This is a genomic window from uncultured Roseovarius sp., assembly GCF_947259555.1.
GTDB lineage: Bacteria > Pseudomonadota > Alphaproteobacteria > Rhodobacterales > Rhodobacteraceae > Roseovarius.
This window is the reverse complement of the sequence record NZ_CAMYMD010000033.1, coordinates 13619-28518: the sequence shown is the minus strand read 5'-3', so window position 1 is coordinate 28518 and position 14900 is coordinate 13619. Positions and strand designations below refer to the sequence as shown.

Sequence of the window (14900 nt, the reverse complement as noted above, 5' to 3'; positions counted from 1 at the left end):
GCTTGCGATCGCTGTATCGCTGCTCTGACAGCGTGCGTGGTCGTGGCGCTCCCGTGACGAACTTGGCCCATAATGCTTCCTTCCATTCCTGAGAAAGGATCGCACCATCAAACCATGGGATCAAACAGGTAGAGCGCGATCTTGGCCTCGTCATCGAGCCGGTTGCGAAAGACCACGGTGGTGAACTCGGTCTCGATGCCGGTGCGCTTGCCGAAATCCTCGGCCAACGCCTTGATCGCGGGCCCGAGCCCGAGATCGTCGAGCACGCCGGGGCGCAGGTCGCGGCTGATGCGGCGCACTTCCTGGATGGCGCCCGAGAGGTGGGTGATGCCACGCTCCAGCGTGTCGGTGGCGCGCGCGTCGTCCGCTGCCAGCCGCCGCTTGGCGGTGTCGAGCGCGTAGCGCACGCCGACGAGGATCTGGCTGATTCCGTCATGCAATTCCCGCGCGACGCGGCCGCGCTCCTCTTCCTGCGCGTCGAACACCCGCTGGGTCAGCCGCTTGAGCTTGGCATCAGCGAGGCGGCGTTCGCGGATATTGATGAAGAGCCCCGAGACGAAGACAAAGAGCAGCGCCGCCAGCATCGCCGCCCCGATATAGAGAAAGGTGCGTTCGATCCGGGCCTCGACCTTTTCGCGCGACTTGGCGACGGTGGCGACCACGTCGTCGATGACGACGCCGGTGCCGATGGCCCATCGCCAATCCTGAAGCCCGGCCACATAGGCCACCATCTGTGCGCGTTCGCCGGTCGAGGGTTTGGGCCATTCATCGCTGTGATAGCCGCCGCCCGAGCGGGCCAGCCTGATCAGCTCATCCGTTATGGGGCGGCCCGACGGGTCCTCGAGCCCGGTCTAGGTGCGCCCGATGAGTTCGGTGCGGCGCGGGCTGACCAGATTGGCGCCCTCGTAATCGTAGACCAAGAAATAGCCGTCCTGCCCGTAGAGCATGCCCGCGAGGATCTGCGTGACCAACAGCCTAGCGCGCGCGTCATTCGGGGCCGGCGCGGCCGTGGATGTTCACGAAGGCGGTGCGCCCGATGGAGAGGAAATTTTTGATGTCCGCGCACTTGGCTTCGATCAGCTGCGCCTCGAGCGTCTCGATCTCGCGCTCGGCCAGTTGCCGTGATTGCAGCGTCACCACGGCCAAAATCGCCACCGCCGTCAGGATCAGCGGCAGCGTCGCGATCAGGAAAAGCTTTTGCCCGAAATTGAGGCGCAGACGGGAGATCAGGTGTCGCATGTCTCAGCGCTGCGGCGAAACCCGCGCGATATCCAGTATTTCGCGCCTCAGCGGTCAGGCGGCTCCCAGTCGGCGTGCGGCACGTTGCGCCGCCGCAGCCGCAGCGCGAGGCCAAGCGCCACGCCGGTGCCGATGGCCACGGTCAGGTCCGCCAGCACCGTCAGAACGAGGGTGAGCAGCAAGAGCGCCAGATCGGCGCGGCGCAGGGCCATGTAGCCGCGCCATTTCTGCGGCTCTGCCATGTTCCACGCGGTCAGGATCAGCAGGCCCGCCAGCGCGGGCATCGCGAGATAGCCCGCAAGCGGGGCGGCGAGCAGCATCACGATCAGGATGGTGAGCGCGTGCATCATGCCCGCCACGGGTGTGAGGCCGCCTGCGCGCACGTTGGTTGCGGTGCGCGCGATGGCGCCGGTGGCGGGCAGCCCGCCGAATAGGGCCGAGCCGATATTGGCGGCCCCGCCTGCGATCACCTCGGCATTGGGGCGGTATTTGCCGCCGATCATCCGATCGGCGACCGAGGCCGACAACAGCGATTCCACGCCGGCGAGAAAGGCGATCACGAGGGCGGAGGGCAGAAGCTCTGTCAGCCGCGCGAGGCTGAGCTCGGGCAGGGCGGGCGTGGGCAGGGTCGCGGGCAGTGCGCCGTAGCGCGCCCCGAGCGTGTCCACCGGCAGATGCCACAGCGCCACCGCCGCCGAGGCCGCGCCGACCGCCACGATGAGGCCGGGATAGCGCGGCGCCGCGCGGCGCAGGGCGACGATCAGGATCATGGTGCCGAGGCCAACCATCAGGGCCTGTGCGCTCAGCGTGTCGCGCGCCTGCCAGAGCACCGCGACCTTGTCGAGGAACTCGCCCGGCAGGTCCTCGGTTGTCAGGCCGAGCAGGTCCCGGATCTGGCTGGTGGCGATGATGATCGCGATGCCGATGGTAAAGCCGTGGATCACCGGCTCGGGGATGTGCCGCACGAGGCTGCCTGCGCGCAGCGCGCCCGCAACCAGCAGGAACGCCCCCGCCATCAGCGTGGCGAGGATCAGCCCGTCATGGCCGTGCTCGGCGATGACGCCGTAGACCACGACGATGAACGCGCCGGTCGGCCCGCCGATCTGCACCCGGCTGCCGCCGAGTGCCGAAATCAGGAACCCGCCGATGATCGCCGTGGTCAGCCCCGTCGCCGGGTCCGCGCCCGAGGCGATGGCGATGGCGATACTGAGCGGCAGGGCGACCATCGCGACGGTGATCCCGGCCAGGACATCGACGCGCAGCATCGCGGCGGTGTAGCCGGGCAGGGTGGTGAGGATCTTGGGCTTCATGCGTCTTTTCAACACCCTCGGTGGCGCGCGGGCAAGGGCCAATACGCCGCAGTCCGGCCGCGAGACGCGGAGCGCACGAATTATTTACCAGGAGAATGCGCGCTCTACGCAGTACTAGGTATTTGCAGAGTTTGAACCGCTGTCTAAGGTCAGCGCACTTTAGAGGGTCCGGGTGCCGCCGCCGCCACGTCGCTGGCCGCACCGGCCTATGCACAGGGCAATCGCACGCTGACCATGGTCACCACATGGGGCCGTGGTCTGGCTGGTGTGTTTGATGCTGCACAGAGTGCGGCCGACAACATCAACGGCATGTCTGACGGTAGCATCACCATCGAGGTCAAGGGCGCCGGTGAGCTCGTGGGCGCGTTCGAGGTGTTCGACGTGGTGACCGCCGGTCAGGCCGATCTCTATCACGGGGCGGATTACTATTTTGTTGGCCAACACCCGGCCTATGCGTTCTTTACCTAGGTGCACTTCGGGATGACCGCGCAGGAACTGGTGAACTGGTATTACCACGGTGAGGGCGCAGCATTCCACGATGAGCTGGGCGAGATTTTTGGTCTGAAATCCTTTCTCGCGGGCAATACCGGCGCGCAGGCCGGGGGCTGGTTCTCCAACGAGATCAAAGGGCCTGAGGATTTCAACGGTCTCAAGTTCCGCATGCCGGGTCTCGGTGGCAAGGCGTTGGGCAAACTGGGCGCAAGCGTTCAGAACATCCCCGGCGCGGAAGTGTATCAGGCGCTGGCCTCGGGTGCCATCTACGGCACCCCGAGTGGATCGGCCCATGGGCGGACGAAAAGGCCGGCTTCCAGGAGATCACCAACTTCTATTACACGGCTGGTTTTCACGAGCCGGGCGCTGGTCTGTCCAACGGCATGTACCGCGAAGTGTTCGAGAGCCTGACGCCTGCACAACAGAAGACGGTCGAAATCGGCTGCGCTGAGGCGCATCAGTGGAACCTCGCACAATTCCTGTCCAACAATTCCTCCGCGTTGCAGCGTCTTCAGTCGAATGGCGTGAAAACACTGGAATTCCCTGACAGTGTCTGGGATGCCTTTGGCGAAGCCGCTGACGCGGTGCATCAGGAAAACATGGGCGATGACATCTATAAACGCGTCTATGACAGCTACATGGCCTCGATGAGATCCTCGTCTGCGTGGATCAAAAAATCCGACGGGGCCTATACCGCTCAGCGCGACCGCGTTCTGGGATAATCTCCGACTGGACAAGAGCGGCAGAGCCCGTATTGCGGGGCCTGTTGCTTGACATTATGGCGCGCCGAGAGGGCCCGCCGAAGACGCCGTGAGGAAGAAAGATGCAGGATGCAATTCTCTGGATCTTCCAGAATATAGCCATGGCCTTTTACAATCTGGCCCATGCTATCAGCCACCTGGCAAGCTGGCTGGACTGGTCCGACAAGTAAGCGATCATGCGGGTTGTCTACTACGGCGGCTCGGTCGAGTTTTTCTTTGTCGTTTTTACCGCGTTTCTCGTGATCACCGGCATTGGTATCTGGAAAAACCGCTTTCTCTGGGGGTGTGTGCGCGGGCTTGAGGGATTTGCCAACACCGCGGGCCGGTTCGCGGCATGGGCGGGCCTGATCATGGTGATCCAGCAAATCATCATCGTGTTTATCCAACGCATCTTCGCGTGGCCCGATCTTGTCATCGGGTACGGCATTCCGTTGCAATTCGATATCAGCTGGTAAGCCGATGAGCTCAAGCTCTACAACGCCCTGATTGTCACGCTCTGAGCGACATACACATTCGTTCAGGGCGGGCACGTGCGCGTCGATCTGATCTATGCGCCGGTGCGCCACGCCACCAAAAAGGTGATCGACATGGTGGGGTGCCTGGTCTTAATGATGCCGTCGTCGCGAGCGGTGTGCGGGCTGATGCGGTTTCCATTTTCCGCTATCCAGACCTGCCGCGTGTCGCGCAACCGGTGTTCGAGCGTGGCTGGGAAATGGCGCTTGACCGAAATGTATCGTTCATCGTCAACCGCATCAACGAAAGGGTGCTCGCGGGGGCGTCGATCGAGACGCTGCTGGCGGTTTTGATGTTCGTGATGATGGGGATCACGCTGGAACGCTCAAGGATCGCCATCGACCTGCTCACCACCATGGCGCGGGTCTTTGGCCCATTGCCGGGCGGTCTGGCCGTCTCGGTCGTGGTGGTGGGCGCGTTTCTCGCGGCCTCGACCGGGATCGTGGGCGCAACGGTGGTAACGATGGGCCTCTTGAGCCTGCCCACGATGCTGCGCGCGGGGTATAGCCCGCAATTGGCCACTGGCGTCATCGCGGCATCGGGCACTCTCGGTCAGATCATCCCACCCTCGATCGTCATCGTGCTGTTGAGAACCCTGGTTGGCGATCTCTATTCGGTGGCACAGGAAAACCGGGCCATTGCCGCAGGCTGCTCGGATGCGCTCACGTATCTGGGCGAGCCCGCGGTCGTTTCTGTGGGCACACTCTTTCAGGCCGCGCTCCTGCCCGGGATCCTGCTGGCGCTGCTTTACGGGCTTTATGCCTTTGGCTATGCGCTGGTGAACCCGTCCAGGGCGCCGGCGGTGCAGATCGCGGGCGGCGGCGGCGAAGTAATCACACGCGGTGAGGGGGCACGTGGTTTCTCGGTGTGCCGGTCGCACTGATCGCGGGTGTCATGATCCTATCCTCGCTCGGCGTGGTGGGCAGTCAGAACCTGATCGTGGACAGTTTCAGCGACCGGGGGCAAACGGCCTCGTTGCGCACCAATGTAAGCCCTGAGTGCAAGAGCGCGATGATCGACCTGCATGGGCAAGCCGCATGGGATACCGCCCTCGTCGAGCAAGGCGCCATCGACGTGGCAGGAGGTGTCGCGGATAGCGTCCGACTCGCGCCCGAAGAAGTGTCAGAGCTACGCGCGCAGAAAGAGGCGGATGCCGCCCCAATAGGCACGGGCGTTGCGACGCTCATGGTGTTGTTTGGTCTGACGCTGGCGGTTTCGCGCGGCGTCAGCCCGACATCCAATCCCGCGCCGCTCTTGATTGGCGGGCTGGGGATTGTCCTCGCGCTGCTCGTTGACATCGTACTCATCCGACCGTCGGCGTCGCCCGGTGCGACGGTGCTGCTCTTGGCCGTTCCTCTCGCCACGGCCTTGTACGGCAGTGCGCATGGCGCGTAACGAACTCATTCGCATGGTCTTTCCTCCGCTGGTGCTGATTGTCGCGGTGCTTGGCTCGATCCTTGGGGGCATCACCAATCCGACGCCCGCCGCCGCCCTCGGCGCGGGCGGAGCGATCATGCTCGCGGCGTATCGCAAGTTGCGCGAGCAGGACCGGTCGCCCAGGGTCATCATCATCGCCACGCTGGCGGTGATGTTGTCGATCCTCATCGGTATCAATTTCGACCTGCGGATCAATCGGGACGGGTTGAGCTTTGAATCGTGGGTGGCATTCATCGTTGCCTATGCGGCGTATCTTTATGCTGCCTTCGGTCTGCTGTTTGCCTGTTGGGTTCTCTATACCGGAGGGGTCCTGACGCCGGTGGTGCGCAAGACGGCCAAGGTTACGAGCATGGTCTTCACCATTCTCATCGGCTCGCAGCTCCTAAACCTCGTGGTCATCAGCTTTGGCGGCGAGTATTACATCCAGCAGTTCCTCCAGAGCTTTGACAACGAGTTCAAGGTGTTTCTGATCGTGATGCTGGTGCTGTTCATTCTTGGCTTCGTTCTCGATTTTCTGGAGATCATCTATTTCGTGATCCCGATTGTCGGCCCGGTGATCTATGGCGGCACCTTTGACCTGAAATGGGTGACGATCATGATCGCGGTGAACCTGCAAACCTCGTTCCTGACGCCGCCGTTCGGCTTTGCGCTGTTTTATTTGCGCGGGGTTGCCCCTAAGGAGGTGAGAACCGGCCATAGTTATCGTGGCGTGCTGCCCTTCGTCGTCATCCAGGTTGCGGGGTTCGCGCTCCTGTGGTCCATTCCGTCAATCGTGAAGATCGTGCCAGCGCTCATTTCGAATTGACGGGGCTCAGTCGAACCGCCACCACGCCCGGCGCGGTACGCGGACCGCGAGCATGGGTTTGAGCAACGGTGAGCGAAAGCGCGTGAGATCAAGCGCTTCGTGCACGCCGGTGGTTTCTTCGCCGTCAAGGCATGTGCGCACGGCCGCGCGGCAATAGAACGGCGCATCGAGCATGGGTTTGACCTGCCGGGGCCGGTATCCTGCATCGGCACGGGTATCGCGCGCGACCAACCAGAGACTGCGGCGCATGGGGGCCTTAGGCGGCAACGGGATGGTTTTGGCCTTGCCATTCGCTTCAAAATGCACGGCAGTGGCGAGGCTGCTGCCATCTATTCGCCTGGCATCATAAAAACAGGTCGAGCCCCCCCGCGCAGGATATCGCCCCCAATTCCAGGCGCGGAAATCCTGCTCCAGAGCGCGAGTGCCAAAATTGGCATCGAAATAGCCGTGCCCCTGCCATTGCCAGCCGGGTGCGTCCAGATCGACCTCTATGGCGGAGGTGGGGCCGAAGGGCCGCCAGATATGGGTGCCATCAGGCGTCAGGGGCAACTCCACATTCGTGAGTGCGGTTGGTGTCACGGTGATCCGGCCGCGGACCCGAGAGACCAGCGGCGGCGATGATATCTCGTTCACCTCGATGATCAGTCGCCCGCCTTCCCATCTCATCGACGACGGCCCAACCGTCAGGCAATCGGTGCTCTGACGCAGGGCTGAGGCGCCCCGGTCTGTCATGGTGAAGCGTCCGCCTGGGCCGTAGGTGGCGACATTGATGCAAACATGATTGGCGGGGCTCTCGCGCCCCGACCACGCGTACCACGGTGAGAACACCGAGCCGATGAAGCCGATAACGCTGATTGCGCGCGTCCCGTCGTCGCTCAGCCCGTCGACATACCACCAGGCATAACCATTCGTTGGGACGTCGAGGTTGAAGTTCGGTCGCTCAAGATCGCCTCTGCCGCGTGCCGGGCGGAGAGTGTGGCCATCGGCACCCCCGCGCCCGGATGCGTCCCGCCCCCCGCCAGATAAAGGCCCTTCAGGCGCGTGCGTGCCGTCGGGCGCTGAAACGCCGCCATCATGCCGTGCGGGCTCTGCCCGTAAAGCGATCCGAGCGATGCCGGGAACATCCGGTCGAACCGGGCCGGCGTTGTCAGCGCCCCTTCGCCCGGCAGCGGAGAAAACCGCAGGCCAAAGCCTGCGAGGGTTTGAAAAGTCCGGTTGTGACATGAGGCAAAATCCTCGGCTGATTGGGTGAGCCCATCAAGGGGCGGGGCGTTCAGGATGATCTCAAAGCGTTCGCGCGTTGCTGGCGCGTGTGACAGGCCGCGATCCTGCGCGCAGACATAGAGCGTGGGATTTCGCGGGCAGCGCCCGGCACGCAGATCGTCGAACTCTGCGCGCGGATCGGCGCAGAAGAATACATTATGATGGACGAGATCGGGGCCGGATGGCGTTGCGGCAAAGGCCCAGACCTGCGCCGAGAGGCTGCGCGTCGTCTTGAGCGTTTGCGGTGCCACGTCCGTCGCGCTCGGCCCAAGTGCCCCGGCGGCCAATGCACGCGGGTCGCCGTTGAAAATCACGTTTTCCGCCTCGACGCGTGTCCCGTCGACCAGTGTGACGCCGGATGTCGCACCGTCCGCCGCGTCGATCCGAGCGACATGCGCGTTGTAGCGAAAGATGGCACCGCGGCTCTCGGCCAGTCTGACAAGGCATTGTGCCAATTCGTGCAGGCCTCCGCGTACCACCCATACGCCTGCTGCCTCGGCCTGCCAGATAAGCGAGAGCAGGGCCGGTGCTTGATACGGTGAGCCCCCTACATAAGTCGCGTAGCGGCCAAAGAGCTGAGCAAGGCGTGGATCGTCGAATTGCCGTGCAAGGCTCTGCGCAAGCGACGACAGCGGGGCCATAGAGTGCAGGAGCGAGGGCGTTCGTGCAACAAGTGCGGCCAGGGCCAGCGGCGCGGGTTGCGCCGCTTGCATCATCGGGGCGTCGAACGCGTTGAACATGCGGCGCGTGCGCGCTGAGAAACTGGCGAATTGTTCGGCAGCACGAGTGCCTGCGAATTCTGCGATTGCCGCGCGGCTACGGGCCTCATCTGCAAATAGATCGAGCGTGCTGCCGTCTGGCCAGAAATGGCGGGCGAGAATGTCCTGCGGGATCAGGTCGAGATGGTCTTCGATCCGTTCGCCGACGGAGGCAAAGAGCGCGTCGAAAACGCTGCGCAATGTCAGGACTGTTGGGCCTGCGTCAATCGGGCCGACCTCGGAGGGAACGACGCGCATCTTGCCGCCGGGTGCGCCATGGCGCTCTAGGACGTTCACCCGCAGGCCAGCATCGGCCAGCCGCAGGGCCGCTGCGAGCCCGGCGATACCGGCGCCTACGATCACGACCCGGTCTCGCGCAGTTGCAGATGGAGAGACAACATTCATGCAGATGGAGAGACAACATTCATGATGGGATTGTTGACTCATGCATACAATGTGTCCAGTATGATTTACATATATGGTGTAAGAATATTGATACATCTGATGGAAAGGAGCGGCCATGCCGATCGAATCCCGCATAGAGGCGGCCATTGCGCAAGCGATTGCGCAGGGTCAGGCTGGGCAATCCCCGGCTCGCTTGGCCGAGGCACTGGATTATGCGACAAGCCCCGGCGGTGCGCGTATCCGGCCGACGATCCTGATGTCGGTGGCCATGGCCTGCGGTGATGATCGGCCCGAGGTGAGTGATGCCGCAGCAGCTGCGCTGGAGATTATCCATTGTGCCAGCCTCGTGCACGACGACCTGCCTTGTTTCGACGATGCGGACATGCGGCGAGGCAAGCCCTCGGTGCACCGTGCTTATTCCGAGCCTTTGGCGGTACTCACGGGCGATGCGCTCATTATTATGGCGTTCGAGGTGCTCGCTCGCGTCTCGACGCGAGACGCCGAGCGCACGACCGCGTTGATCCTCGCCTTGGCACGCCGAAGCGGCATGCCGAACGGCATTTGCGCCGGGCAAGGCTGGGAGAGTGAGCAGAAAGTCGATCTAGAGGCGTATCATCGCTCCAAGACCGGTGCGCTATTTATCGCGGCCACGCAGATGGGCGCGATCTCGGCGGGGCACGAGCCGGAGCCATGGTACGAGTTGGGCGCGCGTATTGGCGCGGCCTTTCAAGTGGCCGATGATTTGCGCGATGCGTTGCTCGATGCGGATACATTAGGCAAGCCAGTAGGGCAGGATGACCTGCACGGCCGTCCCAACGCTGTGGCCGAATTAGGTGTGCCGGGGGCCGTTGAGCGGCTCAAGGATATTCTGGCCGGTGCGATCTCGTCGATCCCGTCCTGCCCCGGTGAAGCAAGATTGGCGAAAATGGTGCAGATGCAGGCCGAGCGGATCATCTCTGTCTTGCCTGCGCGCATGCGGGCTTGAGCTTTTGACGTTGGTGGGTGATCTGCCAGAACGTCACCGCAAGGCGCGTGGCGGCTGGCTCACCCGATTGATCGCGCGGCCCGGCTTTCAGGCATGGGCCAGCGGATTTCCCTTCACACGCGGGCTCGCGCGGCGCGATGGCGCGGAAATTTTCGATATTGTTCAGGGCTTTGTGCAATCTCAGGTGCTTACGGCACTTGTTGAGCTCGAGGTGCTGCACCGCCTTGCCGAAGGACCTCAAGCCCCAAGCGATCTGGCGCGTCGCAATGGGATGAGCGAAGAGCGAATGGCGGTTCTGTTGCAGGCGGGCGCGGCGTTACGCTTGCTCAGGCGTCGCCGGGACGGGCGGTACGGACTGGCCCGCAAGGGCGCAGCCATTCTGGGCGTGCCGGGGCTAGAGGCGATGATCCGTCACCATCATGCATTCTACGCGGACATGGCCGACCCGGTGGCGCTGTTGCGTGGAGGTGCGGACACCGAGCTTGCCCGTTTCTGGCCCTATGTCTATGGCGCGGCGGTCGATATGGAGCCGGAAGTCGCGCAGAGATACTCCGACCTGATGGCGCAATCCCAGGGGCTCGTCGCGCAGGATGTCCTGCGCATGATCCGCCTCGGAGGGAGTTGCCATCTGATGGATGTGGGCGGCGGCAGTGGTGCGTTCCTGACAGCAGTAGCTGAACGTTATCCAGACTTGCGTTTGACACTGTTCGATCTGCCTGACGTCATGCCATCGGCGCATGAACGGCTTGAGAAAAGTGGTGTGGTCGAGCGTGTCAATCTCTGTCCGGGTTCGTTTCGCGACGACGCCTTGCCGGAAGGCGCCGATGTGATCTCGCTCATTCGTGTACTCTACGATCATGACGATGCCACGGTAACAGCGCTTTTGGCACGCGTTTACGAAGCTTTGCCCGCCGGTGGTCGGCTGATTGTGGCCGAGCCGATGGCGGGTGGCGCGCGCCCCGAGCGGGCAGGCGACGTTTATTTTGCCTTCTACACAATGGCCATGGGCACAGGGCGCACGCGCTCGCCTGCACGGATTGCGACGATGTGCCAAGACGCTGGCTTTGACAAAGTGAGCATCCCTCGCGCGCCCCGCCCATTCGTCACGAGTGCGGTAACTTGTGTCAAACCTGTCTGACAAACCTTGATCCCGAGTGTAAAGAAATATTGACACATAAAGTTGTCCCGTTACACTTACAGGTAATGGGAATCCAAATTCCCGGCCCGTCAGCCAACAGACAGGAGGCCAACATCGAAACCCTTGCCGTTCATCTTAGTGGTCCAGAAGACCTTTCGGTTGACACCCTGACGCTGAACGCTCCGGGCGATGGCGATCTGGTGGTCGATGTGGCCTTCTCAGGTATCTCGACTGGCACCGAAAAGTTGTTCTGGTCCGGCCAGATGCCGCCGTTTCCTGGTATGGGATATCCACTGGTGCCGGGCTACGAGGCGGCCGGTGAGGTGGTCGATGCCGCACCTGGAACCGGGTACAAGCCCGGTGATCATGTCTTTGTGCCCGGTGCCGATTGTTACGAAGGCGCCTTTGGTCTCTTTGGTGGCGCGTCGGCGCGGCTGGTGACGCAGGCTGACCGCGTTTGCCGAATCGATGCCGGGCTCGGAGCCGAAGGCGCACTGCTTGCGCTTGCGGCCACGGCACGGCATGCGATGGCCGGTCTGGACAAAGCAGTGCCTGATCTCATCGTGGGGCACGGTGTTCTGGGGCGGCTGCTGGCGCGTTTGACGATTGCGGCCGGCGCACCGGCGCCGACCGTCTGGGAGACGCAGGCCGATCGTGTTTCGGGCGCACAGGGGTACAGCGTGATCCACCCGGATACGGACACCCGGCGCGATTACAGCTCGATTTACGACGCATCGGGCGACCCGGCAATTCTCGACACTCTCATCGGTCGGTTGACCAAAGGCGGCGAGGTGGTGCTGGCCGGGTTTTACCCCAGTTCACTCAGCTTCGCCTTTCCGATGGCCTTCATGAAGGAGGCGCGGCTGCGCGTGGCCGCTGAATGGACCCGACACGACCTGACAGCGACACGCTCACTGGTCGACTCGGGCGCGCTGGATCTCGGTGGGTTGATTACCCACCAAGCCGCAGCGCGCGACGCAACTCAGGCGTACCGGACAGCGTTCAGCGCGCCCGACTGCCTGAAAATGATACTCAACTGGAAGGATGCAGCGTGAAGGACGACGTGCCGAATCTCAAGGACTTCGACCAGCGGCTGCGCGACGAGGCGCATGAAGATCTGGCCGATCTGATCACCGAGGAACCGACCTCGAAAACCCAGATCATCGCGATCTACGGCAAGGGCGGGATCGGCAAATCCTTTACTCTCGCCAACCTGAGCCACATGATGGCCGAGCAAGGCAAGCGGGTGCTGCTGATCGGCTGCGACCCGAAATCCGACACCACCTCGCTTTTGTTTGGCGGCAAGGCGTGCCCGACGATCATCGAGACCTCGACCAAGAAGAACCTTGCCGGGGAGCCGGTGAAGATCGGCGACGTGTGCTTCAAGCGCGGCGGCGTGTTTGCCATGGAGCTGGGCGGCCCGGAAGTGGGCCGGGGCTGCGGCGGGCGCGGCATCATCCACGGATTTGAACTGCTGGAGAAGCTGGGCTTTCACGACTGGGATTTCGACTACGTGCTGCTGGATTTCCTCGGTGACGTGGTCTGCGGCGGCTTTGGCCTGCCGATCGCGCGGGACATGGCGCAGAAGGTTATTCTGGTGGCGTCCAATGACCTGCAATCGCTCTATGTCGCCAATAACGTCTGCTCGGCGGTGGAGTATTTCCGCAAGCTGGGCGGCAATGTCGGCGTCGCGGGCCTTGTGATCAACAAGGACGATCATTCCGGCGAGGCGCAGGCCTTTGCCAAGGCGGTGGATATCCCGGTTCTGGCCGCGATCCCGCAGGATGACGATTTGCGCAAGAAATCTGCGAATTACCAGATCGTCGGCACATCGCAGAGCCAGTGGGGCGGGCTTTTCGCCGAACTGGCCGATGCGGTCTCCATCGCGCCGCCGGTGCGGCCCACGCCGCTTGATCAGGATGGGCTTCTGGGCCTCTTCGACAGCAAGGATACCGGCGGCGACTACGTGCTGGAGCCTGCGACGGACGAGGACATGCGCGGCAAATACGCCGCTCCCAAGGCATCGCTGGAGGTGGTCTATGACGACGCCTGAACAGCCCCGCCGCGAGACATTAACTCAGGTGCAGCGCATGCTCTCCTGCGCCCGGCCTGATCAATTGCGCCGTCTGCTGGCAGATATCCAATCCGTCGAGATGATCACCGACCGGGGTGAGAGCACCCCCCAAAGGCGGGCGTCATGAGCGATGACGTCACATATGACGGTACAGCCGACGCGCCCGTGATCACTGGCCCCGCCGCTGAGGCTGCGCCGCAGGAGGGGATGGGCTGTCATTCGGGGTCGGAGATGGAGAAGGCCGCGCGCATGGCGGGCCAGTCCGAATTGCTCGATCAATATGCCAAGGATTACCCGCAAGGCCCGCATGACAAGCCGCAAAGCATGTGTCCCGCGTTCGGCTCGCTCCGTGTGGGGCTGCGGATGAAGCGGGTGGCGACGGTATTGAGCGGGTCTGCCTGCTGCGTCTATGGGCTGACGTTTGTCTCGCATTTCTACGGCGCGCGGCGCTCGGTTGGCTATGTGCCGTTCAATTCCGAGACGCTGGTCACCGGCAAGCTGTTCGAGGATATCCGCGAGAGCGTGCATGAGATGGCGGACCCGGACCGGTTCGATGCCGTGGTGGTGACCAACCTTTGCGTGCCCACGGCGAGCGGTGTGCCGCTGCGGCTTTTGCCGAATGAAATCAACGGGGTGCGTATCGTCGGGATCGACGTGCCGGGGTTTGGTATTCCTACCCATGCAGAGGCCAAGGATGTGCTGGCGGGGGCGATGCTCAACTATGCGCGCAAGGAGGTCGAGGCGGGGCCGGTGGCGGCACCGGACTCGGGTGTCTCGGACCGGCCTACGGTTACCCTGTTGGGCGAGATGTTTCCGGCCGATCCGATGATGATCGGGGCGATGCTGGCGCCGATGGGGCTGGCGGCCGGGCCGGTGGTGCCGTGCCGCGAGTGGCGCGAGCTTTATGCGGCGCTCGATTGCGGGGCGGTGGCGGCGATTCATCCGTTCTACACGGCTGCTGTGCGCGAGTTCGAGGCCGCCGGGCGGCCCATCGTGGGGAGCGCGCCGGTGGGCCATGATGGCACTGCTGAGTGGTTGAAAAACATCGGGCAAGCCTTTGGTTTATCAGAGGAAAAAGTTGCCGCGGCGCAGAACGCCTTTCTGCCCTCGATCCGTGAGGCTTTGGCCAATTCACCCATTGAGGGGCGCATCACGCTGTCGGGGTATGAAGGTAGCGAGCTCTTGGTGGCGCGGCTCTTGATCGAGAGCGGGGCGGAGGTGCCGTATGTGGGTACCGCCTGTCCCAAGACGCCCTGGTCTGCGGCGGATGCCGACTGGCTGACCGCGCGCGGTGTGACGGTGAAATTCCGCGCCTCGCTGGAGGATGACTGCGCCGCGATGGAAGGGCTGGAACCGGACCTTGCCATCGGCACGACGCCTGTTGTGCAAAAGGCAAAAGAAAAAGGTATTCCAAGCCTTTACTTCACGAACCTCATGTCGGCACGCCCCTTGATGGGCCCGGCAGGTGCAGGCAGTCTGGCCGAGGTGGTCAATGCCGCCATGGGCAACAAGGACCGCATGGGCAAGATGCGCGCCTTCTTCGAGGGGGTGGGCACTGGCGATACGGCGGGGGTGTGGGAAGGCGAACCGAATATCCGTGAGGATTTCCGGGCGACCAACCTCAAGAAGATCGAAAAGAAGGCCCGTGCGGCCAAAGCGCAGGAGATGATCTGATGCGCGGGATGGCTCATAATATCGCGTCGGTATCGCGTCGGTATTG

The 14900-nt window shown here is 63.1% G+C and carries 9 protein-coding genes and 4 pseudogenes; 9 read left to right on the top strand and 4 right to left on the bottom strand.

Translation table 11 applies throughout. The features are described 5' to 3' along the window. Nucleotides 1–128 precede the first annotated feature (128 nt). Nucleotides 129–1239: pseudogene (locus Q0X85_RS06110) on the bottom strand (cache domain-containing protein); the annotation flags it as partial. Between the two features lie 47 nt (nucleotides 1240–1286). Further along, on the bottom strand, nucleotides 1287–2549 hold the full coding sequence (locus tag Q0X85_RS06105) for a SulP family inorganic anion transporter (protein ID WP_297770377.1): 1263 nt from the start codon (nucleotides 2547–2549) through the stop codon (nucleotides 1287–1289). A gap of 192 nt (nucleotides 2550–2741) precedes the next feature. Here Q0X85_RS06105 and Q0X85_RS06100 point away from each other — a divergent pair. The 3 pseudogenes from Q0X85_RS06100 to Q0X85_RS06090 form a co-directional block, all read left to right on the top strand. Continuing rightward, nucleotides 2742–3763, top strand: a pseudogene (locus Q0X85_RS06100) (ABC transporter substrate-binding protein). Nucleotides 3764–3864: 101 nt separating this feature from the next. Next, a pseudogene (locus Q0X85_RS06095) lies at nucleotides 3865–4422 on the top strand (C4-dicarboxylate ABC transporter permease); the annotation flags it as partial. Further along, a pseudogene (locus Q0X85_RS06090) lies at nucleotides 4419–6557 on the top strand (TRAP transporter large permease subunit); the annotation flags it as partial. The pseudogenes Q0X85_RS06095 and Q0X85_RS06090, both read left to right, overlap by 4 nt. A 6-nt stretch (nucleotides 6558–6563) precedes the next feature. Here the strand turns inward: Q0X85_RS06090 and crtC are convergent. Both crtC and crtD read right to left on the bottom strand, forming a co-directional pair. Then, nucleotides 6564–7436 (bottom strand): carotenoid 1,2-hydratase, encoded by an 873-nt coding sequence (crtC, locus tag Q0X85_RS06085; RefSeq protein WP_297770382.1) that lies wholly within the window; start codon nucleotides 7434–7436, stop codon nucleotides 6564–6566. Next, nucleotides 7433–8983 (bottom strand): 1-hydroxycarotenoid 3,4-desaturase CrtD, encoded by a 1551-nt coding sequence (gene crtD / locus Q0X85_RS06080; RefSeq protein ID WP_297770374.1) that lies wholly within the window; start codon nucleotides 8981–8983, stop codon nucleotides 7433–7435. Before crtD ends, crtC begins: the two co-directional genes overlap by 4 nt. A gap of 115 nt (nucleotides 8984–9098) precedes the next feature. Here crtD and Q0X85_RS06075 point away from each other — a divergent pair, with 115 nt between their 5' ends. The 6 genes from Q0X85_RS06075 to bchY all read left to right on the top strand — a co-directional run bounded on the left by Q0X85_RS06075 (nucleotide 9099) and on the right by bchY (nucleotide 14854). Continuing rightward, entirely contained in the window at nucleotides 9099–9968 is an 870-nt protein-coding gene (locus Q0X85_RS06075; RefSeq protein WP_297770371.1) for a polyprenyl synthetase family protein, read from the top strand. A 4-nt stretch (nucleotides 9969–9972) separates the two neighbouring features. Next, on the top strand, nucleotides 9973–11106 hold the full coding sequence (locus Q0X85_RS06070) for a methyltransferase (protein WP_297770368.1): 1134 nt from the start codon (nucleotides 9973–9975) through the stop codon (nucleotides 11104–11106). Nucleotides 11107–11219: 113 nt separating this feature from the next. Continuing rightward, nucleotides 11220–12161, top strand: a complete 942-nt coding sequence (bchC, locus tag Q0X85_RS06065) for a chlorophyll synthesis pathway protein BchC (protein WP_297770379.1) — start codon at nucleotides 11220–11222, stop codon at nucleotides 12159–12161. Further along, nucleotides 12158–13159, top strand: a complete 1002-nt coding sequence (locus Q0X85_RS06060) for a chlorophyllide a reductase iron protein subunit X (protein ID WP_050662771.1) — start codon at nucleotides 12158–12160, stop codon at nucleotides 13157–13159. The genes bchC and Q0X85_RS06060 overlap by 4 nt, the downstream gene beginning before the upstream one ends. Beyond that, the gene (locus Q0X85_RS06055; RefSeq protein WP_297770363.1) at nucleotides 13146–13307 is read left to right on the top strand and encodes a hypothetical protein; all 162 of its coding nucleotides are present in this window, start codon (nucleotides 13146–13148) and stop codon (nucleotides 13305–13307) included. The genes Q0X85_RS06060 and Q0X85_RS06055 overlap by 14 nt, the downstream gene beginning before the upstream one ends. Next, nucleotides 13304–14854 carry a chlorophyllide a reductase subunit Y gene (gene bchY / locus Q0X85_RS06050; RefSeq protein ID WP_297770361.1) on the top strand — a complete coding sequence of 517 codons (1551 nt, stop codon included), beginning with the start codon at nucleotides 13304–13306 and terminating at the stop codon, nucleotides 14852–14854. The genes Q0X85_RS06055 and bchY overlap by 4 nt, the downstream gene beginning before the upstream one ends. The last annotated feature ends 46 nt before the right edge of the window (nucleotides 14855–14900 follow it).